The sequence below is a fragment of the Pseudomonas sp. 3JA genome (genome assembly GCF_036961705.1).
GTDB classification, from domain to species: Bacteria; Pseudomonadota; Gammaproteobacteria; order Pseudomonadales; family Pseudomonadaceae; genus Aquipseudomonas; species Aquipseudomonas fluorescens_Q.
Genome location: NZ_JBAMDJ010000002.1, coordinates 21,716 through 43,036, shown reverse-complemented (window position 1 = coordinate 43,036; position 21,321 = coordinate 21,716). Strand labels below are relative to the sequence as shown.

The 21,321-nt window shown below is 60.7% G+C and carries 19 protein-coding genes; 3 read left to right on the top strand and 16 right to left on the bottom strand.

All coding sequences use genetic code 11. The annotated features are described in order from the left end of the window. Nucleotides 1-61: 61 nt before the first annotated feature. From V7773_RS01750 to V7773_RS01725, 6 genes are all read right to left on the bottom strand, one after another. The gene (locus tag V7773_RS01750; protein ID WP_336071998.1) at nucleotides 62-1,279 is read right to left on the bottom strand and encodes a M20 family metallopeptidase; all 1,218 of its coding nucleotides are present in this window, start codon (nucleotides 1,277-1,279) and stop codon (nucleotides 62-64) included. Next, entirely contained in the window at nucleotides 1,269-2,903 is a 1,635-nt protein-coding gene (gene nikE / locus V7773_RS01745; protein WP_336071997.1) for an ABC transporter ATP-binding protein, read from the bottom strand. Before nikE ends, V7773_RS01750 begins: the two co-directional genes overlap by 11 nt. Then, entirely contained in the window at nucleotides 2,900-3,733 is an 834-nt protein-coding gene (locus V7773_RS01740; protein ID WP_336071995.1) for an ABC transporter permease, read from the bottom strand. The genes nikE and V7773_RS01740 overlap by 4 nt, the downstream gene beginning before the upstream one ends. Next, on the bottom strand, nucleotides 3,726-4,673 hold the full coding sequence (locus V7773_RS01735) for an ABC transporter permease (protein ID WP_336071994.1): 948 nt from the start codon (nucleotides 4,671-4,673) through the stop codon (nucleotides 3,726-3,728). The genes V7773_RS01740 and V7773_RS01735 overlap by 8 nt, the downstream gene beginning before the upstream one ends. Nucleotides 4,674-4,688: 15 nt before the next feature. Next, on the bottom strand, nucleotides 4,689-6,260 hold the full coding sequence (locus tag V7773_RS01730; protein WP_336071992.1) for an ABC transporter substrate-binding protein: 1,572 nt from the start codon (nucleotides 6,258-6,260) through the stop codon (nucleotides 4,689-4,691). Between the two features lie 93 nt (nucleotides 6,261-6,353). After that, a complete protein-coding gene (locus V7773_RS01725) occupies nucleotides 6,354-7,646 on the bottom strand; it encodes a M20 family metallopeptidase (RefSeq protein ID WP_336071991.1) in 1,293 nt (430 codons plus the stop codon). 70 nt (nucleotides 7,647-7,716) lie between these two features. Here V7773_RS01725 and V7773_RS01720 point away from each other — a divergent pair, with 70 nt between their 5' ends. Further along, entirely contained in the window at nucleotides 7,717-8,490 is a 774-nt protein-coding gene (locus V7773_RS01720) for a GntR family transcriptional regulator (protein WP_336071989.1), read from the top strand. Nucleotides 8,491-8,700: 210 nt separating this feature from the next. Here V7773_RS01720 and V7773_RS01715 read toward each other — a convergent pair whose 3' ends face one another. From V7773_RS01715 to V7773_RS01685, 7 genes are read right to left on the bottom strand one after another with little or no spacing between them, the layout of a single operon-like run. Continuing rightward, nucleotides 8,701-10,296, bottom strand: coding sequence for a gamma-glutamyltransferase family protein (locus V7773_RS01715; protein WP_336071987.1), 1,596 nt, complete (start codon nucleotides 10,294-10,296; stop codon nucleotides 8,701-8,703). Nucleotides 10,297-10,320: 24 nt separating this feature from the next. Beyond that, nucleotides 10,321-11,193 carry an ABC transporter permease gene (locus tag V7773_RS01710; RefSeq protein WP_336071985.1) on the bottom strand — a complete coding sequence of 291 codons (873 nt, stop codon included), beginning with the start codon at nucleotides 11,191-11,193 and terminating at the stop codon, nucleotides 10,321-10,323. Next, nucleotides 11,190-12,137 carry an ABC transporter permease gene (locus V7773_RS01705; RefSeq protein ID WP_336071983.1) on the bottom strand — a complete coding sequence of 316 codons (948 nt, stop codon included), beginning with the start codon at nucleotides 12,135-12,137 and terminating at the stop codon, nucleotides 11,190-11,192. The genes V7773_RS01710 and V7773_RS01705 overlap by 4 nt, the downstream gene beginning before the upstream one ends. Before the next feature lie 34 nt (nucleotides 12,138-12,171). Continuing rightward, a complete protein-coding gene (locus tag V7773_RS01700) occupies nucleotides 12,172-13,674 on the bottom strand; it encodes an ABC transporter substrate-binding protein (protein WP_092142581.1) in 1,503 nt (500 codons plus the stop codon). After that, nucleotides 13,671-14,789, bottom strand: a complete 1,119-nt coding sequence (locus tag V7773_RS01695; protein ID WP_336071981.1) for an ABC transporter ATP-binding protein — start codon at nucleotides 14,787-14,789, stop codon at nucleotides 13,671-13,673. Before V7773_RS01695 ends, V7773_RS01700 begins: the two co-directional genes overlap by 4 nt. Next, complete coding sequence (locus V7773_RS01690) at nucleotides 14,786-15,790, bottom strand: ABC transporter ATP-binding protein (protein ID WP_092221645.1); 1,005 nt, start codon at nucleotides 15,788-15,790, stop codon at nucleotides 14,786-14,788. The genes V7773_RS01695 and V7773_RS01690 overlap by 4 nt, the downstream gene beginning before the upstream one ends. Continuing rightward, on the bottom strand, nucleotides 15,787-16,524 hold the full coding sequence (locus V7773_RS01685; RefSeq protein WP_092142572.1) for a FadR/GntR family transcriptional regulator: 738 nt from the start codon (nucleotides 16,522-16,524) through the stop codon (nucleotides 15,787-15,789). The genes V7773_RS01690 and V7773_RS01685 overlap by 4 nt, the downstream gene beginning before the upstream one ends. Nucleotides 16,525-17,199: 675 nt before the next feature. Here V7773_RS01685 and V7773_RS01680 point away from each other — a divergent pair. Beyond that, complete coding sequence (locus V7773_RS01680) at nucleotides 17,200-17,490, top strand: DUF3144 domain-containing protein (protein ID WP_092142569.1); 291 nt, start codon at nucleotides 17,200-17,202, stop codon at nucleotides 17,488-17,490. A 156-nt stretch (nucleotides 17,491-17,646) separates the two neighbouring features. On the opposite strand, the gene V7773_RS01675 is transcribed toward V7773_RS01680, so the two are convergent. Further along, nucleotides 17,647-18,456 (bottom strand): isocitrate lyase/PEP mutase family protein, encoded by an 810-nt coding sequence (locus V7773_RS01675; protein ID WP_336071976.1) that lies wholly within the window; start codon nucleotides 18,454-18,456, stop codon nucleotides 17,647-17,649. 683 nt (nucleotides 18,457-19,139) lie between these two features. Between V7773_RS01675 and V7773_RS01670 the strand changes: the two genes are divergently transcribed. Further along, nucleotides 19,140-19,694: a hypothetical protein gene (locus V7773_RS01670; RefSeq protein WP_336071974.1), complete on the top strand. Its 555-nt coding sequence runs from the start codon at nucleotides 19,140-19,142 to the stop codon at nucleotides 19,692-19,694. A 331-nt stretch (nucleotides 19,695-20,025) separates the two neighbouring features. Here V7773_RS01670 and V7773_RS01665 read toward each other — a convergent pair whose 3' ends face one another. Together V7773_RS01665 and V7773_RS01660 are read right to left on the bottom strand one after the other, a co-directional pair. Beyond that, nucleotides 20,026-20,319 (bottom strand): acyl carrier protein, encoded by a 294-nt coding sequence (locus tag V7773_RS01665; RefSeq protein WP_336071972.1) that lies wholly within the window; start codon nucleotides 20,317-20,319, stop codon nucleotides 20,026-20,028. Between the two features lie 134 nt (nucleotides 20,320-20,453). Next, on the bottom strand, nucleotides 20,454-20,858 hold the full coding sequence (locus tag V7773_RS01660) for a hypothetical protein (RefSeq protein ID WP_336071970.1): 405 nt from the start codon (nucleotides 20,856-20,858) through the stop codon (nucleotides 20,454-20,456). Nucleotides 20,859-21,321 lie beyond the last annotated feature (463 nt).

Genomic DNA, 21,321 nt, shown 5'->3' with positions numbered 1-21,321 from the left:
CGAAGTGGTCAATGTGTTGTTTTTGTTATTGGCATCCGTGCTTCTTTCTTGTGAATCAGGGTTATTCAGCCACCTCGCAGATGTTGAGGATGGCCAGGATGTAAATGCGCACCATGTCCAGGTAATCACGCTTGTGCACGCGCTCGTCCGGCATGGTGTTGAATTTGCCACCCGGGCCGCAGACGACGCCTTGCATGCCCAGGCGCTGATAGAAGTGCGCGGCGTCGGTGCCGAAATAGGCCGGCGGGGTGATGATGCCAGTGGCCTGTGGCGCGCCCCGCACCTGCTGGTAGGCAGCGTTCACAGCCTTGACGATCGGCGAGTCGTGGGACACCTCGAACGGTGGCATCAGCGGCTGATTGTCACTGTCATTGATCAGCGTTGCCTGCAGGCCGGGAAACTGCTCGCAGAGCTGATCGAGCAGGCGCTGCAGATCCGCCAGCACCGATTCCACGGTTTGTCCTGGGGTGTAGCGGGCCGAGCCGCGCAGGCGCAGGAAGTCTGCGACTTGCGGTGGGCGCCACTCTTCGAGGTCTCGGCCAAGGGCGCCGCGGATCACGCCGATATGCCCGCGATTGACCTTGGCATGTTCCGGCGAGCGTGCCCCGCTGAAGGTGATGCCATTGATCTGTGGTATCAGTTGCACGGCGGCGGTGATCACGTCGACCGCTTCTTCGCGCTTGGACAGGTGACGGGTGTCGCCGGTCAGTTCGATGACGAACATCAGCGAGCCTACGTGCAGGGTCACGGCCTGCAGGTCGGTGGGTTCGGAGTTGATGAAGTAATCGGCCTTCACCCCCTGTTCGATGGCGGCGATGGTGCCGATTCCGCCCTGTAACTCACCCACCACGTAGGTCAGGATCACGTCGCCCTTGAGCTCGATGCCGGCATCGATCAGGGTTTTCAGCGCGCAGAAATAGGCGGCATCGCCGGCCTTCATATTCGACACGCCGATCCCATAGATGAACTCGTCATCAATCTTTCCCTCCCACGGGTCCACGGTCCATCCTTCGGTCACCGGGTTGGTGTCAAGGTGACCGTTGAACAACAGGCTGTGACCGCCACCCTTGCCTTTGAGCGTGCCGATGGCATTCAGACGCTCGCCGGGCACGGGCATCAGCTCAGTGTGCAGACCCAGCTCTTGCATCTGGCCGGCCATGTATTCGGCCAACTGTCGTTCTTCAGGGGTGGCGCTGTAGCTTTTGTGCTGCACCATGCGCGCGAGAAAATCCAGGCAGTACGTCTCGTCAATTCGGTCGATTAGCGTGTCAGGCGTCATGAAGGGAGTCCAATTCGTTCAAAGGCTGCGGCACTGCATCGAGCAGGGCGCGGGTGTACGGATGAGTGGCCCGGTCAGCCATGCCCACCGCCGGTAGAATCTCCAGCAGGTCGCCGCGATACATCACACCGATGCGGTGGGCGATCTGGCGGATCAGGTTGAGGTCATGGGTGATGAACAGGTAGGCGGTGCCGTGTTGGCGTCGCAGCTCCAACAGCAGCTCGATCACCGTGGCTTGCACCGAGACATCGAGGGCGGCGGTGATTTCGTCGCAGATCACCAGTTCCGGTCGGGCGGCAAAGGCACGGGCAATCGCCACGCGCTGTTTTTGCCCACCGGACAGCTCGTGGGGATAGCGGCTGGCAAAGTCTTCGGGCAGGCGCACTTCGCGCAGCAGACGGGCAATCGCCTGGGCTTCATTTTCACCCTCGCTCAGGCCGTAGAGACGCAATGGCCGCGAAAGGATCTGGCCGATGGTCTGCCGTGGGTTCAACGATGCATCCGGGTGCTGGAAGATGATCTGCACCTTGCGCCGGTAGTCGCGGTTCATCTGCGCCGGGCCATGGATCGGCGCCCCGTCGAAATGCACCGCTCCGGTGAACAGGGTCAAGCCGGTGAGGGCTTTGGCCAGGGTCGATTTGCCGGAGCCGGATTCGCCAACGATGCCGAGGATTTCACCGCGCACCATGCTCAGGTTCATGTCGCGAGCGCCCATGGACGGCACCGATTTGCGCCGCAACAGGCTGTCGAGCAGGGCGGGGCGACCATAACGTACGTTGAGGCCGCTGACGCGCAACAGGGGCTCGCCGCTGGCCGTCGGTTCGTCCAGCAAACGCTTGTCGGCGGCCGGCACCGCCGCCACCAGGCGTTGTGTATAGGCATCCTTCGGCGCGCTGAAAATGCGACCGCCACGGGCTTGTTCGACGATGCGCCCCTGGTTGAGTACGCACACTCGGTCAGCGACTTGCGACACCAGCGCCAGGTCGTGGGAGATATACAGCGAGGCAACTCCGGTTTCTTCCCGCAGGCGGCGAAACAGCTGCAGGATTTGCGCGGAGCTGATGACGTCGAGGGCGGTGGTCGGCTCATCGAAAATCAAGCATTGCGGGCGACAGGCAAAGGCGGTCGCAATCAGCACACGCTGTTTTTCTCCCCCCGAGGCTTCGTGGGGAAAGCGCTTCATCATGGCCGCCGGATCCTTAAGGTCGACGTCGGCCAGCAGTTGTTCGCCCAGGGCCCACGCGTCGCGATAGCCCAGGTTACGGTGGCGGGTGAGGACTTCCACCACCTGCTCGCCCAGGCTCAGCGTCGGATTGAGGGAGGCGCTGGGGTCCTGGAAAATCATTCCCAGGCGGCCACCACGAAGTTGTTCGACCTGGCGCTGGGGCATCTGTAGCAGGTTCTCGCCCTGCAAGCGGATGCTGCCGCCGATTTCCCGTGCGTTGCCGGCCAGGTAGCGCATGATTGCCCAGCCAAGGGTGGTCTTGCCCGAACCGGACTCGCCCACCAACCCGACCACTTCGCCGGCCGCCACGCTGAAGTCGATGTTTTGCAGGACGTGCAGGGCGCCGCCGGGCAATTGATAGTCGAGGCTGTAATCCGCCACTTCCAATACGGTACTCATGAGCGCTGCCCCTTTGGATTGAGGGCATCGCGCAAGCCATCGCCCAACAGATTGAAACCGATCGCCAACGTGGCGATGGCCAGGCCCGGCATGAGCATCATCCACGGTGCCTGGAAGAAATAGCGCCGCGCCTCGGCGACCATCAGCCCCCATTCCGGCTGCGGCGGTTGCGCGCCCAGCCCGAGGAAGCTGAGGGTGGCGAAAAGCATGATGGCGAAGGCCACGCGTATGGTCGCTTCGACGATGATCGGCGCGACGATGTTAGGCAGCATCTCGCGCACCACGATGTAGCCCGTCGATTCGCCTCGGGCGATAGCGGCATTCACGTAGTCCTGGCGCCGTGCAGCGAGGGCGACGCTACGGGCGATGCGCGCCATGCTCGGGACGAAGGCAATGGTGATCGCCAATACGGCGTTGAAGTCGCTGCGACCCAGGGTGCTGACGATCAGAAGGGCGAACAACAGGGTAGGAATCGACATCACCGCATCGAGGGTGCGCATCAGCGCTTCGTCGATGCGCCCGCCGAGGTAACCACTGACGGTGCCCAACAGCGCACCGACGAGCATCGCCATGGCGGTGGCCATGACCGACAGAGAGATCGTCGCGCGGGCGCCGATCAGCAGGCGGCTGAAGATGTCGCGGCCCAGTTGGTCTGTGCCGAACCAGTGCACCAGGCTTGGCGCCTTGTAGCGCGCGAGAATCGAAATGGCTTCAGGGTCGAAGGGCGCCAGCGCCGGGCCCGCGCACACCAACACCAGCGCCAGCAGCAGGACCAGGCTGCCGAGAAAACCCTGGGGAGTCGCCAGCAGGCGATAAAAAATATTACGCATATTGAATTCGCCGGTCGAGATAGGCATAGGTCAGGTCAGCCACGAAGTTGACCAGGCAGTAGGTGGCGGCGAGGATCAGCACGCCCCCCTGAATCGCCGGCAGGTCGCGGGCGGCTACCGCGACCAGCAGTTCGCGGCCAATGCCGGGGATGTTGAAGATCTCTTCGACCACCACAATCCCGCCCAACAGGTAGCCGACGTCCAGGGCGACGATGGTGATGGTCGGCAGCAAACCGTTGCGCAACGCATGGCGCAGCAGCACCCGGCGCCGCGACAGGCCCTTGAGGCGTGCGGCGCGGATGTAGTCGGTTTCCAGCACGTCGATCATTTCCGAGCGCACCATGCGCGACACATGGGCCACCATGATCATCGACACCGTCAGCGTCGGCAGGATCAGATGGCGAATGCCTTCGCTAACGTTATCGCCGAGGGGCACATAACCGGTCGCTGGCAACAGTTGCCAGACATCGGCGAACAGCAGGATCAACAGCGTGGCCGTCACAAACTCCGGCAATGACACGCCGATGTACGACAGCACGCCGATGATCAGGTCCACCGGACGCCCACGGCGCACGGCGGCGACGATGCCCAGCGGGATCGCAATCATCAGCATCAAAAGCAATGAACAACCCGCCAACAACAGCGAGCGGCCGAGGGCATCGATCAGCGAGCCCAGCACCGGCTGGCCATTGCGCATCGACACGCCCAGGTCGCCTTGCAACACAGCCGTCAGCCAATGGCCGAATTGCCGCCAGGCGGGCTGATCCAGGCCGAGCCTGGCGCGCAGGGCGGCCAAGGCTTCGGGCGTGGCGCTTTGGCCCAGGAGCGTAACCGCCGCATCGGCGGGCAGTAGTTGGGTAATCGCGAAGACCAACAGTGAAACGATCAGTAAGGTGTACACCACCAACAGCAATCGCTTGGTCAGGTAAGCAGCAGTCACAGGTTCATCCTCGGTTCATCCGCGCTTTGGAGCACTGTCGTCAAGCCAGGCCTGGTCCAGACGGAAGACTGCGCCGCGTGGATGCAGTTGATAGCCCTGGACGTAAGTGCGCTGGGCGGCCAGCACGTCGAAGAAGGTGGGGATCAGTGACGGCACTTGTTCGTGCATCAACTGTTGCGCGGTGGCGTACAGCGCGGTGCGCTTGACCGGATCGTCGGTGCCGCGGGCGGCGGCAACGGCAGCGTCGAAGTCGGCATTGTTCCAGCGGGTTTCGTTCCAGGCCGCATCCGAGGTGTACAGCAGCGAGAAAACCGCATCGGCCGAGGGCTGCATGTTGTAGAAACCGACGTAGAAATTGCCTTTCTTCCACACCTGGTCCAGGTAGGTGCTGTTGGCCATGGTCGCGACGGTAATGTTGAAACCGGCAGGCTTGGCCATTTCGCGTACGGCAATTCCCAGTTGGGTACGAGTGGAGGGTTTGTCCGAGGCCACCAGGGTGATGTCCAGCCCGTTGGGGTAGCCCGCGTCGGCCAGCAGCTTTTTCGCCTGGGTCAGGTTGGCTTGGCGTAGCGCGATGTCGGTGTGATAGCGGTAGGCGGCATTCAGCGGCGTGTCGTTGCCCGGGGTACCAAAGCCTTCGGCGACAAAATCGACCAGGGCCGAACGGTCGACGCACAGCGACAACGCCTGGCGCACGCGCACGTCATTGAAGGGCGGCTGATCGCAAGCCATGTTGATGTTCAGGAACTGCCCGGACGCCACGCGCAGGCCTTTGACACCGTTGGCCTCACTGAGTCGGCTGAATTCGGTTGCCTGGGCCGAGAGCATCAGGTCGATATCACCGGACATCAACGCCGAGCCTTCCGAGGCCGGGTCCGGGTAGACGCGGATTTCGACGCGGTCCAGGTGCGGGCGTTGCGGGTCGTAGAAGTGTTCGTTGCGGGTGACCACCACCATACGTTCCGGCTCGAACGACACCAGCTTGAACGGCCCGGTACCCACGGCTTCGCGAGACAGTCGTGCCATGTCGCTTTGCAGGATCGCGGCCGGGACGATCTTGGCGTCCGGGTAGGCAAGGCTGACTGGCAAGTCGGCATAGGGGGCGGTGGTGGTCAGCTTGACGTGCAGGTCGTCCAGCGCCTCGACGCGCTTGATCGGGCCGATGTTGCGCAGGCCAGGGGAGGCGGTTTTAGGATCGAGCACTGCTTGCAGGCTGGCGGCGACGTCCTTGGCGGTACAGGCGCTGCCATCGTGGAAGCGCAGGTTGCCGCGCAGGGTGAAGGTCCATTCGGTGAGGTCGGCGTTGTGGCTCCAGGACTGCGCCAGGTCGGGCTCGGCCTGCATGTCCTGGCTCAGGCGGGTGAGGCCGTTGTAGAGCAATTCACTGAGCAGATACTCGGGGTTGACCCTGGCCAGCAGTGGGTTGAGCATGCCGACCGCCTGGTCGACGCTGATGCGCAAGGTCCCACCTTTTTGCGCAGTCGCAGCGGCCCACAAGGTCGTGGAAAACGGCAGCATGGCGGTGCCGGTGACAATGGCGGAAGTGGTCAGGAAGCGACGGCGGTTCAGCCTGAAGACGGTATTCATGGCAATACTCCACATGACAATGAGAGAAGCGTGGGGCAGCTACGTAAAAAAGCCGATGACCAGTCTTGGCGCCAGTCTTCGGGGGCTCATCGCTCAGCCAGACTGTGCGGCGGTGATGGTTTGCGGGGTGAAATCTTCGGCCAGGTAGGCAAGGATCGATTGCGCCAGGGCGACCAGGTCGCTGCGCGTGGTGTATTCGTCGGCGGCATGTATTCGGCTTTCCGGGCGTATCAGCCCGCCCAGCAGGATTTCCTGAATCCCGGCTTGCTGGACCCAGCCCATGTCCGAACTGCTGGAGGAGCCGTAGCACTGGAATTGTTCTGCGGTAAAACCGAAGCCAACGCCCAGCGCCGCCTGCCAACGTGGCCAGTGCGGCCCTGTCGGGTCGGCGACTGGCGCCAGATGGCCGATCACTTCGTGCTCCACGGACAACGCTTCGGTCCCGGCCATGGCGGTGTCGATGCATTGTTGCAACTCGGCCATCACCGACTCGAACGGTTCTTGCGGTGCGTAGCGACGATTGATCAATATCTCGAACTGCGCCGGGACGGTAGAGCCCTTGCTGCCTCCGTGGGCGGCGGCGAGGGTCATGCGTGAAATCAGTGGCGCGCCGTTGTAGTGGGGCGGCGCCGGCATCGGCCAGGCGCGCTGTTGCACCTGTTGTTTCAGGCCGTACAGAGCATTGAGCAGCGGCAGGCTTTGTTCGATAGCGTTGATTGCATCTACCGGTTCACCGGAATGGGATGAGCGCCCCTTGACGGTAATCTTCAGGTCAATGCTGCCAAAGCAACCCGCCCAGATACGCGGCGCGGCGCCTCCGTTAAAACTGAGGATGTGCCCTTCCACCAACTGCTGTTCGGCTAGGTAGCGAATGCCGGGGTACAGGCCACCTTCTTCATCGGTACACAGCAACAGGGACGGGCAGAAACGCAGCGGCAGGTTGAAGCGTTGGGCGGCGCGCAGGGCGGCGAGGGTGGCCGCCACACTGCCTTTCATGTCGGCGGTGCCGCGCCCGATCAGCTTGCCGTCGACTTCGGTCAGTTGCAGCGGCGGTTGGGTCCAGCCATCGCCTGGCGGTACGGTGTCGACGTGAAAGTACAGGCTGCACACTTCCTGTTCGCCGGTCTGGCGTGCGATCAGGTTGATGCGCTCGCCATGGGCTTCACCGCTGCGGGTCTGCCATAACGCTTCTGGCACGGTGACGCGGCGGGTCTGCAGGCCCAGCGGCGCGACAAGCGTTTCCATGAGGTCGGCAAACGCGCCGTAGCCCGCGCCGGGTGGAAAACAGGTGTCGACTGCGATCATCCGTTGCAGATCATCGATCAGCGAATCATGATCCGCCTCGATCGACTCGAGTGCCTGCGTCAGCGCTGCATGGGAGGGCATTTTTGAGTCTCGTAGTATTTCTATATAGTTTATAGTTAAGTATCTCGGTAGAGCCCGTCAAGGAAAAAATATGACCGATAGCAACGCGCCGTCTGCGCCTGCCAGTTCTTTTTCGCGCCTGAGCGAGCACGACAGTGCGCCACTGTATGAGGTGGTCAAGCGACATATCTCGGAAGCGATCCTTCTCGGGGAGTGGCCCAGCGGCACAGTCATACCCAGCGAAAATGCCTTGGCCAATGATTTTGGTGTATCCGTGGGGACAGTGCGGCGTGCGCTGGCCGAACTGGTGTCGGAGGGCATGCTGATGCGTCGGCGCAAGACCGGTACGGTGGTGACGGGCTGGGCGCCTCTGCACAACCTGCGCTACTTCTTCCAGTATTTCCGTCTGCACAACAAGGAAGGCGCACTGCTGAAGTCGCGCACTGCCTTGCTCGATTACCAAATGGGCGAGGCCACCGCGCTGGATGCGCAAAAGCTGTTGATCGACGAGGGCAGCCCGGTCTATCGCTTGCACCGCTTGCGCAGCATTGACGGTGTGGCCGCGATGCACGAACGGTTTACCGTGGTCGCCAGCAAAGTACCGGACTTCCCCGGCCCCGCCGAGTTGCCAGAGCTGCTTTACCGTTACCTGCTTGAGCAGTACGGGCTAAGGGTGGCCGCAGTGCGCGAGCAACTGACTGCAGGGTTGGCCAATGAGGAGGATTGCCGCCTGCTGGAACTGACCGCGCCGCACGCGGTGATGATTATCGACGCCGTGTCGTTCGATCAGGCTGCCACGCCAGTGATGATGACCCACCAGCGTGTCAGCACTGAGCACTTCATGTACGTCAATGAAATCCGCTAAGTTGCCATGAACGGCGCGAACTGGCACGTTCGGGCATGTCGCGTCACACAGCGCCTTAAGGTGGTTAGCTGCAAGACCCAATGCAAGCTCGCCACAGTTCTGAGTCCCAGGTGAGAAAGCATGTTGGCAATAGCTTGCGGTGGGATGAGAGTTAGCGGTTTAAGAGAGTAATCCTACGCGCAACTAAGTTACGCGTAGGATCTTCGTATTTCAGTACGCGGCCACCAGACCATCCTTCCGGGGATCAGTGCCACCCACATAACCATGAGTGGTGCGCTGGATAATCTGCGCGCCGCCAAAGGCGAATACGCCGTTAGGTTCTTCGACCTCTACGTCGTGGCCTTTGGCACGTAAGGCTTCGACCACCTGTGGGTCGAATGCACGTTCCACTGCGACTTTCAGGCCAGATTCGAGCCTCCAGCGCGGTGCGTCTGCGGCGGCTTGCGGGTTCTGTTTGTAGCGCAGGATGCGCATCATCATCTGCAAGTGACCCTGTGCTTGCATCGGGCCGCCCATCAGGCCGAAGGACATCAACGGCGTGCCGTCGGTGTTCATCACAAAGCCGGGGATGATGGTGTGGAACGGACGTTTGCGCGGTGTAACGTAGTTGACGTGCTGCGGATCCAAGGAGAAGGCCGCGCCACGGTTTTGCAGGCTGATACCGGTGCCAGGCACCACGACACCTGAGCCGAAGCCCATGTAATTGGACTGGATGAACGAGATCATCATGCCGCTTTCATCGGCCGCCGACAGGTAAACGGTGCCGCCCGGTTTAGGCGAACCATGCCCCGGGTTGGCGGCCTTGTCGGTGACGAGACCGGCGCGCTCCATCAGGTAGGTTTTGTCCAGCAGATGCTCGGAAGGCACGCGCATGTGGTCGTTATCCGCCACGTGTTCGTTCAGGTCGGCAAGGGCCAGCTTCATGGCTTCCAACACTGGGTGCACGGTTTCCAGGCTGTCCACTGGATGCTCGCCGACGCCCAATGCTTCGAGCATAGTCAGGCCGGACAGGGTAGCGATGCCCTGGCCATTAGGTGGCAATTCATGAACCACGGCGCCGGCGTAGGGCACCGATAGGGTGTCGATCCAGTCCACAGTGTGGGTCGCCAGATCGTCGAGGCTCATGACGCTGCCATTGGCGTTGGCATGGGCGATGATGGCTTGGGCCAGTTCGCCGCGATAGAACGCTTCGCCTTTGGTTTGGGCGATCAGCTCCAGGGTGCGGGCGTGATCCTTGAGCCGGATTTTCTCCCCGGCCTGTGGTGCTTGGCCGTCGGGCAGGAAGCACTCGGCAAAACCCGGCTGATCCTTGAGCAGTTCAGCGCCGAGCTTCCACAGCCGGGCTATGACCGGGGTGACTTGGTAGCCATCCCGAGCATAGCCGATGGCCGGTTCAGCCAGGGTGGCGAAAGGCAGTTTTCCGTAACGCTCGGACAGCTCGACCCAGGCCGAAACCGCGCCCGGCACAGTCACCGCTGGCCAGCCGCGCTGGGGCATTTTGCTCTGTCCGGCGAAAAACTCAGGGGTCCAGGCTTGCGGTGCGCGACCGGAAGCATTCAGGCCCTGCAACTTGCTGCCGTCCCAGACGATAGCGAAAGCGTCGCTGCCGATCCCGCAACCGGTGGGCTCGACCACGGTCAGGACCATGGCGGCTGCGATGGCCGCGTCGACGGCGTTGCCGCCCTTGCGCAGCATGTCCAGCCCGGCCTGGGCGGCCAATGGCTGGGAGCAGGCGACCATGTTACTGCCCATCACTGGCGAGCGTGCCGAAGCGTAGGGTTGGCTGTAATCCAGATCATCAAACATTAGCGTTTCTCTTTGGCAGAAAAGTTAGCCCTTGGGGTCCAGCGCATCACGCAAACCATCCCCCAGCAGGTTGAAACACAGGACCGTGATGTAGATCGCCACGCCAGGCGCAATCGACATCCAGGGTGCCTGCTCCATAAAATTTTTCGCGGTGTTGAGCATCGATCCCCAGGAAGGCGAGGGCGGTTGCTGGCCCAGGCCGAGGAACGACAGACTGGCTTCAGCCAGAATCGCCGAGGCGATGGTCAAGGTGGCTTGCACAACCAATGGCGACATCACGTTGGGCAGCACGTAGCGCAGGATGATCCAGCGATCCTGCAAGCCAATGGCACGAGCACCTTCCAGGTAATCTTCGTGTTTGATGGTCAGCACCTGACCACGGGTCAGTCGGGCAAAGATCGGCATGGCTGACAGGCCGATAGCGATCATTGCGTTGGTCAGGCTCGGGCCGAGGAAGGCGCCCAGCGCAATCGCCAATACCAGAAACGGGCAGGACAACAGCGCTTCCATGACACGGGATATCACCGCGTCGAGTTTACCGCCGAAATAACCGCCCAACAGGCCCAAAGGCACGCCGATGGCCATGGCGATGACCACCGAAACACCACCGGCCAGCAACGAACTGCGTGCGCCCCAGAGCAGACGGGAAAACAGATCGCGACCCAGTTCGTCAGTGCCCATCCAGTAGATCAGCGATGGTGCCTTGCGGACCGCGAGAAAGTTGGCTTTCAGCGGGTCATGGGGCGCAATCCAGGGCGCCAGCAAGGCCGCCAGGATAAACAGCAGCAACACCGCCGCGCCGAGTACCGCGCCTTTGTTGGCGAGGAATTTCTTCACGAACGGCGAGCGGCTGCGGGGTGCGATCACGCTAAGAGGGAGGCTGGAAATAGCGGTCATGAAGCAGTCCTCAGACGCGGATTAATCATCCGGTACAGCACGTCGGCGAGCAGGTTCAGCAGCAGGAAGCCAATTGCGATGCACAGCACCACGCCTTGCACCACGGCGTAATCACGATTGAACACGGCGTCGACAATCATCTTGCCGAAGCCAGGTATGCTGAAGACTTGCTCGGTCAGCACCGCGCCGCCGAGCAGTTCACCAAACAGCAGGGTTGTCAGGGTCACAATAGGCATCAATGCATTGCGCAGGGCATGCTTGAGGATCACCGTGCGCGGGCGCAGGCCCTTGGCCCGGGCGGTGCGCACGTAGTCGGTGCGCAACACTTCAAGCATGGCGCTGCGGGTATGGCGCATGAGAATCCCCGACAACCCTGCACCGAGCACGAAGGCCGGCAGGATCAAGGTCTTCAGGTTTTGCCCGAAGTCCTCGCCCATGGGCACGAAACCCGAGGCCGGCAGCCATTGCAGTTTCACGGCGAAGACCATGATCAGCAGGATCCCCAGCCAGAAGTGCGGAATCGAGATCCCCGACAGCGCGATGACATTGGCTCCGTAATCCACGACGGTGCCTTTGCGTACGGCCGAGATAATTCCAGTGGGAATGCCGATCAGCAGTGCGATCAACAAGGCCAGCACTGCCAGCTCTACGGTCACCGGCAACTTGGACGCCAACAGCGTGGTCACCGGTTGTTCGGTGCGCAGCGAAGTGCCGAAGTCGCCGGTCAGCACATTGCCGACCCAGCTCAGGTACTGCACGGGGATCGGGTCGTTGAGTCGATATTTGTCGCGCAGGTATTCCATCACCGCCGGATCGCGCTCTTCACCAGCCATGGCCAGCACCGGGTCACCCGGCAACAGTTTCTGCAGGGTGAAGACGAAGAGCGAAACCAGGATCAGTGTCGGGATCGCACTAAACAGGCGTCGCAGGATAAACATCAGCATACCGGCCCCTCGTTTTTGCGGCGATCATTCACAGTCATGGCTTGAACGCGACGTTGTTCAGACGAATCAGGCCATCCGGGTTTGGCACGAAACCAGTCACGTTGTTACGCATGGCCATGATGCGCGGATCGAAATACAGGTACGCGGTCGGCACTTCGTCAGCCAGCAAACGCAGGGCTTCGTTGTACAGGGCCTGGCGCTGGGCAACATCGTTGACAGTGCGGGCCTTGTTCAATAACTCGTCGAGTTTGGCGTTGCAGTATTTGCCGTCGTTCTGGCCGCCCTTGCAGGTCACGAACTGGTGAATGTCGCCATCCGGATCAGGACGGCCCGACCAGGCGCTCATGCCGATCTGGAAGTTGCCGCTTTGCTGTTCGCTCAGCATGGTGGCGTATTCAGTGGCAATCAGATTGACCTTGAAACCCGCTTCTTCAGCCATGGCCTGAATGATCTGCCCGACCTGTTGTGCGATAGGGTTGTTGGCGACTTTCAGGTCCACTGCCAGTGGCAGCTTCACGCCTGCTTCGGCCAGCAAGGCCTTGCTCTTTTCCACATCGCGGGTCGGGATCGGCAGATCCTTGTCGTAGTACGGGCTGTTTTTCGGAAACGGCTGGGCGCTCGGCGCATACAGGCCTTCGAACACCACCTGGTTGATCGCATCACGGTCGATGGACAGCTCGAATGCCTTGCGCACACGCTTGTCTTTGCCCATCGGCGAGTTGGCCTTTTCGCCGTTGTTAATGTTGAACATCAACTGCATGTAGCCAAGTCCTGGCGTGTTATAGACCGCCAGCTTGCTGTCCGCCTTGGCGGTTTTCACGTCGGTGGGGGCAACCCGTTCGATGATGTCCAGGTCGCCGGAACGCAGGTTGGCCAGACGCACCGAGGTGTCCGGAATCGGCAGGAAAATCACCTTGTCGAAGTGATAAGCCTGCTTGTTCCAGTAGTTGTCGAAGCGCTCCAGCACAATGCGATCCTGCTGCACGCGCTGGACGAATTTGTAAGGGCCGGAGCACACCGGTTTGGAGGCGAACTCACCCTGGGCGGCCTTCGGCGCAAGCATCATTCCGGCGCGGTCCGAGAGTTGGGAGACCAGGGTGGCGTCCGCTTGCTTGAGTTTGATGGCAACGGTTTTGGCGTCTATCACTTCAACGCTGTCCACCGAGGCCAGCTCGCTCTTGCGCAGGGAGTCGGGCAGGGTGCGAGCGCGGTCCAGGTTGAACTTCACCGAGGCAGCATCGAACGCTTCGCCGTCGTGGTAAGTCACGCCTTCGCGCAGAGTCATGGTCAGGGTCTTGCCGTCTTCGCTCCAGTTCCAGGCAGTGGCCAGTTGTGGGACGTAGGTCAGGTCCGGGTTCACATCCACCAGCTTGTCGCACAGTGCGGTATAGACCAGACGGCCCGAATAGGTACGCGAACGATGCGGGTCGAGCCCATCAGGATCGTCCTGAATGCCGATGCGCAGGGTGGATTCGGCAAAGGCGGCGTTGGCAGCCAGCAATAACAAGGTTCCTGTCATGACGCGTGCAATTTTCATGGCTGGCTCTCCACTGCAAGGGATTGATGGTTCTTGAACAGATTCAGGCGCTGGGTGTAGGCAGCGCTGGGTGTCGGCAAAATCAGGGTGCCTGCACCGGCATGGGCGATTTCACGCCAGAAGTGGCACGCCACCTGACGCTCGGCCTCGACGGTTTCCATCACCGGCACCACTTCTTTGCACAGCGCCCGGGCGTGCGGGCAGCGGGTATGGAAGCGGCAACCCGATGGCGGGCGACTCGGGCTCGGCATGTCGCCGCCCAGCAATGGGCGTGGCCGGCGCAGGTCCGGGTGGCTGACCGGCACGGCGGCCATAAGCGCCTGGGTGTAAGGGTGCAGAGGGTTTTCAAACAGGCCGTTGACCGGCGCCAGTTCGACGATTTCCCCCAAGTACATCACGGCTACCCGGTCGCTCATGTGGCGGATCACGGCCAGGCCGTGGGCGACAATCACCAGGGTCAGACCGAATTGATGCTTGAGGTCTTCCAGCAGGTTGACGACTTGCGCCTGCACCGAAACGTCCAGCGCGGACACGGGTTCATCACCCAGAATCAAACGCGGGTCAGACGCCAGGGCCCTCGCAATGCCGATGCGCTGACGCTGGCCACCGGAGAACTCGTGAGGGTGGCGGCCGCCGTGCTCGGGCGCCAGGCCCACGGTGCGCAGCAACTCGGCGACTTTGGCCTGGCGGTCGCTGCGGCTGGCATCGCTGTGCAGCCAGATAGGCTCACCGACGATGGATTCCACCGTCATGCGCGGATTGAGCGAGGCAAACGGATCCTGAAAGATGATCTGCAAATTACGCCGCACCTGGCGCAGCTTTTCCGGGGTCAGATTGGCCAGGTTACGGCCTTCATAAATGACGTCGCCCGCCGTAGGTTTGAGCAGGTTGAGCAGCAGGCGGCCGAGGGTTGATTTACCCGAGCCGGACTCACCCACCAGCGCCAGGGTTTCCCCTTTGCGCACCGACAGATTGACCTGGTTGACCGCTTGCACCGGCGGCTTCTTGCGCTGGAACAAGCTGCTTTCCACCCCGAAGTGTTTGCTCAGGTCGATACCGTCGAGAATGATCTCAGGGCTTGCACGCTCAACTATTTGGCGTTCAGAAAGGCTCACGCGCTGACTCCCATATGCTGCTCCAGTGGCGCACGAATGCACGCGGCGAAATGTCCGGGGGAGAGCTCAAGCAGCGGCGGGCGCGCCTCGCGACATGCCTGAATCACAAAAGGGCAGCGCCCGGCGAATCGGCAACCGGTGGGCATTTGCGCAGGCGTCGGGACGCGACCATTGATGGTTGCCAGACGACCTTCACGCGGGCCAATCGATGGCATCGAACCCATCAGGCCGATGGTGTACGGGTGCTGCGGGTCATCGAACAGGGTTTTTACCGGACCGCTTTCCACCACTCGCCCGGCGTACATCACCATCACGTCGTCAGCGACTTCGGCGACCACGCCCAGATCATGGGTGATCAGGATCATGGCCGTGCCGGTTTCAGCCTGCAGATTGGCGATCAGCGACAGGATCTGCGCCTGAATGGTCACGTCCAGGGCGGTGGTGGGTTCGTCGGCAATGATCAGCGCCGGATCGTTGGCCAGGGCCATGGCAATCATTGCCCGCTGCCGCATGCCGCCGGACAGCTCATGGGGGTAGGCGTCCAGGCGTTGCGCGGCGTCAGGCACGCGGACCTTTTCGAGCATTTGCAGGGCGCGCTGACGGGCGTCCTTGGCCGACAGACCCTGATGGCGGATCACGCTTTCGGCGATCTGCTCGCCAATGGTGAAGACCGGGTTCAAGGAGGTCATGGGCTCCTGGAAAATCATCGCCATGCGGTTGCCGCGCACATCCAGCAAGCGCTCGTCGGGCATGCCCAACAAGGCTTCATCGAGTAGGGCGGACGTACGGGCGGCGATCTTGGCGGTGTCGGGCAGCAAGCCCATCAGCGCCATGGACGTAACGCTTTTACCACACCCGGACTCTCCGACGATGGCCAGGGTCTTGCCGCGCTGGACCGCGAACGAGACGCCGTCCACGACATTGGCGGGTGCGCCTGCAAAGCACACGGTCAAGTTGCTGACACTCAATACCGTGTCGGTGGCCTGAGTTGTGGTGCTCATAAACTTGCCTCCAGATCTTGATTGATGACGTTGTCCAGCGCCTGTTGCAGCGCGCGCAAATGGCCACGCATGGCCGTGGCGGCCTTGATCGGATCACGGTTTTCGATAGCGTCGACAATGTCGTTGTGGTCGTGGCTGTAGGCGTCGAGGCGGTCGGCGTTGCGAGCCCGCTGACGCAGGTCACGCCAGGCCGGGTCGAGCCGGATCGCATCGAGCATTTCAAAGATATCCAGCATCAGGCGATTACCTGCGGCCTCGGCGATCCCGCGGTGTAGGGCGCTGTCCCACAGCTCAATGCCCTCGGCATCGGCAGGCTCGGCGGCCTGTTGGTGTCTGGTGCGTTCGGCAAGGCGGCGCAAAATTGCTATCTGGTCGCCGTTGGCTCGAACCGCCGCCAGGGACGCCAGTGCAGGCTCCAGATGCAGGCGCGCTTCCATAACCTCGCTGAAGTTAGTCCGCCCGGATAACCGGGCAAAGCTCATGGCCGCACTGGGTGGAGTAGGGCCGACGAAGGTTCCTTTGCCCTGACGCCGCCAGATCTGCCCTTCGGCTTCCAGCACCGCCAGCGCCCGCCGGATGGCCCGGCGACTGAGGCCAAAATCGGCGGCCAGGTCCCGCTCGGTCGGCAATGCCCGGTGCGGGAAGGCAGCATGTTGCGCAACCATCTGCCGCAAGGCATCCAGCGCTAGTTTCGAAGTGTTGTCGATGGGTGTGTCAGGGTCGAACCTTTGCATCGTGGTACTCGCGCCAGAGTATAAAAAACGGCTCCGAGCTGACTGTGGGCAGGAGATCGAGGCAAAAGGGTAAGTGCAAGCGTGATGCCAATTGAAATTGGTTCGCCTCGGGATTAGCGCTATGTGCTTAGCTATTACTCAGGAGCAGCGGCGGCGGGGGCCGATAAGCAGGGTTCGTCGGGTTGGTTCAGGGGATTAAAGAGGATTGGTTCGTGGATCATTGAACCAATTTCCGCTGCTTATGTAGATTGTGCATCGATTCGTGCGTAGTGCGCCGGGGTGGTGCTTGGTATTGATCTGTTAATACCTAAACATAGACTTCGCAATGCAACTGTCCGCCATGCACGTCCCCTTTTAAGCTTTCACACAGTGCGCAAAAATTGTGCGAATGGGGATAGATCGACTTTAAACATCAACGTTTCCGGGGAATGCTCAGCCGCGAAGGTAAGGTTTGGCTCGATACAGCAACGGGTGACCACACCAGTGAACACCAAATTAGTAATGCCCACTCGGCCGCTTGGGTTGGCCGCGAAAGGGGTGCCAATGTCTGGCCGGTATCGGGCTTAAACGATCAACGCTCGCACTGATGAGCGATCAATACCTCTTGAGGCATCTGCAATCCTGCCGGCGGTTATGTTCCAATGACGCCCCTCATTTGCTTACCGGAGCTTTACCATGGCCGACGCTACGGACCACGCCTTCTATGACCGCGCAGACGCCCATATTGAGTTGTCAAACGAACAGCTTAAAACCTATGGAAACCTCGGTGAGATCAGCGCCTCGATGATGTTTGGCACATCACGTTTCAACGCATGGGCCAGTGCGCAGAACTTCAATTCCGGTGCCGAAATGGCCGATGCGAGGGAGGCATTGCTGAAGTATTTCTGTGATCAGTATCGGATGATGCTTGAGGATAATTTGGATGATCACATCAATAATTTCGGTCAGTACAGGCTGGGCAAGTAGGCCGTCGGGACGGAAACCAATAACCATACGCTGTGGGTCTCCTGAATCCTTCCCGTCAGCCCCTGGAATCGATCAGTGCAACGTGGGGTATGGCCAGAAAAATCGTTGGCCCGTCGGGCGAGTAAACGAATTGTGCCCCTCGTCCGCAGGACAGCATCACTCGGTTTTAACCGCCATCAAAGCGTTCAATTCGCCGTATGTGTGGGCTTTCAAGGTTTGGGTGTCGAGTTGGCCATTGTCCAGGAAGCTGCGGACCAATGCTCCCATGGCGCCGTGCAGAAACTCGGCGATGCTGGAGCCCGCGCTGAGTCGCCTGACGCCCAGGCGCTTCAATTCGTCAGGGGAGGGCAGTCCGTCCCGGGACAGCAGGTTGACGGGTAGTTTGGTCTCCTGGCAGATAGTGGCAATTTCGTTCGGATCGACCACGCCAGCGGCAAACAGGCCGTCCGCCCCGGCGCTGGCATACAGTGCGGTGCGCTTCAGGAGTTCCTCCAGGCGTTGTTCGGCGGGGAAAAGGTTCTTCAGGTAGACGTCGGTCCGTACGTTGATGAACAACTTGACGCCCGCCTGATTTGCCACCGTTCTCGCGACGTCAATCTTGCGAACAAGCAGCTCTGGAGAGCCCAGGCCGTCTTCGATGTTGATCCCGACCGCCCCGGCGGCGATGACTGTGTTGATTACTCGGCCGACCTGCTCCAGCTCGTCGGAGTAGCCGCCTTCGATATCCACAGTGAGCGGTACGCTGAGCACCCGTGCCATCGACTTGACGGTGGTGCTCAGCAGGTCGAGAGGCAACTTGTTGCCATCCTGATAACCGTGGGACCAGGCCATGGCCGCGCTGCTGGTCGCTACCGCCTTGCCGCCCAAGCTTTCGACGATGCGCGCACCGCCCGCATCGGCCACATTGGCCAAGACCAGTAGTCCGTTCTGATGCAGATTGTGAAAAGCGGTATCCAGTGCAGTCATGACAATCCAATTCCTTTGAAAGTTGTGCCTTTAGTGGCGAGGGACGGTGTGTTAGAGGCCGGTTGTGCAATGCACGTTGCTTAAGTATGGGGCATCTGTGACGTAAGCATGCCACTTCGGGGAGGGTTGGAGTTAAAAGCGCCAGGTCCGGCGGGGAGCGATCTACGACTCGCAGCTGCTTTCCAATACCTCAGCATTTCCTTGAGGTGATTTTCTGTAGGCGCAACAGCAGATTTACTCTCCATTGTGTCTTCTCCTCGGGTAACAACCGCATTGGGTCAGCAGGAGTAATAGTTCAATCGGTGGGCGCGCGCTTTTCTGGAGAGCGAAAGGAGCGCAAAAGGTCCCACGACCCTCGCCCTTGCCTCTGAGCAACCGCCATGCATTGGAACCAGCAATAGGGGGACTATTTGTAAGCGCACGGGCAAACCGTCTTGCACGACTAAGCCGGACGCCACCTATGCGGTAGCAGCGCTGCAATCTCACTCGCCCGCTGCGTAGCGACCCAGCAAAGAGCCAGTTCTTGCGCCCCAGCGCCCGAGGCTGTATCTGGTTGTCGGGTAGTCAGACGCGGTCACCCGCGGCTGTGAACAACATCCTGGGCAAGTGAGCAGGCAAGTAAGCTAGGCTGTTCGCACGACTGGCCGTTGGTATTCGACGGCCTGAAAACAAAGGCGCTATCAATGTCGAAACATTTGCTGTTGGGCTGGACCCGTTCCTTGTGCGTGCTTGCTGCCTTGAGCGGCGCGGTCACCATGGCAGTTGCCGCCGCGCCTGAAAAAACCGCTACGGCGGCATCGGACACGCAATCGGTGTCCCTGGCAGGCGGCAAGCTGACGTTCGTGCTGAAAGGTGTCGAGGCCCGTACCTTGAACAGCGAGAACGGCGGCACGATGTACTTCGATCCGAAAAGCGAGCGGGCCATCATCGTTACTGAAGGTCCGGCGCCGACTGCGGGCACTACCCCGGACGCTGCGTTTCGCCTTGCCGTGGATACCTTGAACGAAAAGCAGCAGGCCGCGTCACCCAACTTTCGCATGACTAGCGAGAAGACCATTCAGGTGAACGGCTTGAAGATGTACCGCTTGGACGGCACCGACGATTTCAACGGCCTGAAACTACTGATGGCCTCGTTGATGACGATGAACGATCAGGAGATCACCATCATCGAAGTGATGTCCAGCGTAAACGACCCGGCCGGCCATACCGCTGCGTTGAAGAACATTCTGGGCAAGTAAACCGCAGGTTTCCGGATGGTAGGCTGTCGGCTCCCGACGGTCTGCCCATCACATGGAGCCCGCATGATCTCGTGCGCAAAGCTTGTCAACTCGGTGTTGTGCTCCCCGACCCGCCCGCGCCGCGACTATGTACCCGACGTGGTGCACCGCGGGGTGGTCACGTCAGTGGCCAGCTGTTGCGCGAAGGCAATCTCACGATCACCGGTCCGGTGACATCCGCCACCTCACAAGACGATCTCAAGCGTGCCGACCGTGCATGCTGCGCGCACTGAGCGCGATCGATCAAGCCCTCGGGCTGGAAAATGTGGAGGCACAGGGAAAGGCGTATGTTCTATAGCTGCAGTTGCAAGTAGCGGTTGCAGGCCTCGGGATGCTCGCGCAGCAGGTGCTCGACCACACCGCCAAGATGGCGGCAGTCGAAGAGCAAGGTCTTGTTGAGGCCGGGGAACACCGGCTGGATTCGCTCGTTGAAATCGAGGATCGCCAGGGAGGTCAGGCCGATCTCATGAAACGGCGCTTCATCGTGCAGCGATGCCGGGGCCAGTCCGGTGGCCTGCAGGAGCAGGTCGCGCACTAATTCCTTGAGCGCCGGCTTGAGCACGGCGTCTTCCCTGGATTGGATCATGTTCACCCCTTGAACTGACTATGGCGCAGCGTTCGGCGGACACGGGGCCGCCGACGCGAAGGCGCCAGGCAATGCGGACTTTCAATGGGGTTGAACGGCGACCGGCAAACTTCCGACCGCGGTCCGGCGAAGGTTTACAGCGTGATGTTGGGGGTGGGGTAGAACAAAATATTGAGTACGAATAGGATCATCCAGAAACCGATTTCCAGTGTTTCGGTAATAGGCTGGATCTTCTTGATTGCGCCGAAGACATGCACAACGAACATCAGCGTGAAGACGACGAAAAGTATATCGAAGGCATAGCTGAAACTGGTGCCTGTGGTGGCCGAGCGTAACATCGCTACTTCAACGACAAGGATGAACGCACCGAGGCAACGACCGAAATAGATAGCCAGATGTTCGTGTTCGGGGACGGTCCAGCGCATGAGCCGGGCCCATTGGAGCGGGGCGAAAAAGATGGGTAAGGCAAAGAAGAGGGTGGTCACCACCATCAGGGTTGTGATGTATTCCTTGCTGTATTGCGCATAGTAACCAAGCATTTAAGAACTCCTTGTCTCATCGGCGCATCTAGGCGCCCGGCAGTAATTATTATTGTTGTGACTGGCTGGTTTTGCGGCGTGAAGTATTGGGAGGGCTGACCAGAAGCGTCAATTGTACAAAGGCGCCTACTACCAAAGGCGCGGAGGGGGGTAGTACCACTCATACACTAAGTTTCGACGGATGGAAGTGGTATCTGGGCGAAGCTCACTGCGGCGACGGCGACGGCGACTGGCGTTTGCGCGACGCGAAACAGGTAGTGTTGAGGATGAGCACAACTATGGCTTATAGGCGAAATGCCCCACGCAAGCCTGAGGATCGCTTCCTCTCCGGCATGCGTCGCCTCTATCGCGTCATTAAGCTTGAGCAAGTTCGTTTGGACGGTGGTGTGAGAGGTCGGCGATTCTTGAACTCGCACTGAGTCGTCTAACGCCCAGGCGCTTCAATTCTTCGGGGGAGGGCAGT

Excerpts from the sequence above, each read along its gene's own strand:
- V7773_RS01750 (WP_336071998.1), bottom strand. The coding sequence starts at position 1,279 with ATGACGCCTGACACGCTAATCGACCGAATTGACGAGACGTACTGCCTG.
- nikE (WP_336071997.1), bottom strand. The coding sequence starts at position 2,903 with ATGAGTACCGTATTGGAAGTGGCGGATTACAGCCTCGACTATCAATTG.
- V7773_RS01740 (WP_336071995.1), bottom strand. The coding sequence starts at position 3,733 with ATGCGTAATATTTTTTATCGCCTGCTGGCGACTCCCCAGGGTTTTCTC.
- V7773_RS01730 (WP_336071992.1), bottom strand. The coding sequence starts at position 6,260 with ATGAATACCGTCTTCAGGCTGAACCGCCGTCGCTTCCTGACCACTTCC.
- V7773_RS01725 (WP_336071991.1), bottom strand. The coding sequence starts at position 7,646 with ATGCCCTCCCATGCAGCGCTGACGCAGGCACTCGAGTCGATCGAGGCG.
- V7773_RS01720 (WP_336071989.1), top strand. The coding sequence starts at position 7,717 with ATGACCGATAGCAACGCGCCGTCTGCGCCTGCCAGTTCTTTTTCGCGC.
- V7773_RS01715 (WP_336071987.1), bottom strand. The coding sequence starts at position 10,296 with ATGTTTGATGATCTGGATTACAGCCAACCCTACGCTTCGGCACGCTCG.
- V7773_RS01710 (WP_336071985.1), bottom strand. The coding sequence starts at position 11,193 with ATGACCGCTATTTCCAGCCTCCCTCTTAGCGTGATCGCACCCCGCAGC.
- V7773_RS01705 (WP_336071983.1), bottom strand. The coding sequence starts at position 12,137 with ATGCTGATGTTTATCCTGCGACGCCTGTTTAGTGCGATCCCGACACTG.
- V7773_RS01700 (WP_092142581.1), bottom strand. The coding sequence starts at position 13,674 with ATGAAAATTGCACGCGTCATGACAGGAACCTTGTTATTGCTGGCTGCC.
- V7773_RS01690 (WP_092221645.1), bottom strand. The coding sequence starts at position 15,790 with ATGAGCACCACAACTCAGGCCACCGACACGGTATTGAGTGTCAGCAAC.
- V7773_RS01685 (WP_092142572.1), bottom strand. The coding sequence starts at position 16,524 with ATGCAAAGGTTCGACCCTGACACACCCATCGACAACACTTCGAAACTA.
- V7773_RS01680 (WP_092142569.1), top strand. The coding sequence starts at position 17,200 with ATGGCCGACGCTACGGACCACGCCTTCTATGACCGCGCAGACGCCCAT.
- V7773_RS01675 (WP_336071976.1), bottom strand. The coding sequence starts at position 18,456 with ATGACTGCACTGGATACCGCTTTTCACAATCTGCATCAGAACGGACTA.
- V7773_RS01670 (WP_336071974.1), top strand. The coding sequence starts at position 19,140 with ATGTCGAAACATTTGCTGTTGGGCTGGACCCGTTCCTTGTGCGTGCTT.
- V7773_RS01665 (WP_336071972.1), bottom strand. The coding sequence starts at position 20,319 with ATGATCCAATCCAGGGAAGACGCCGTGCTCAAGCCGGCGCTCAAGGAA.
- V7773_RS01660 (WP_336071970.1), bottom strand. The coding sequence starts at position 20,858 with ATGCTTGGTTACTATGCGCAATACAGCAAGGAATACATCACAACCCTG.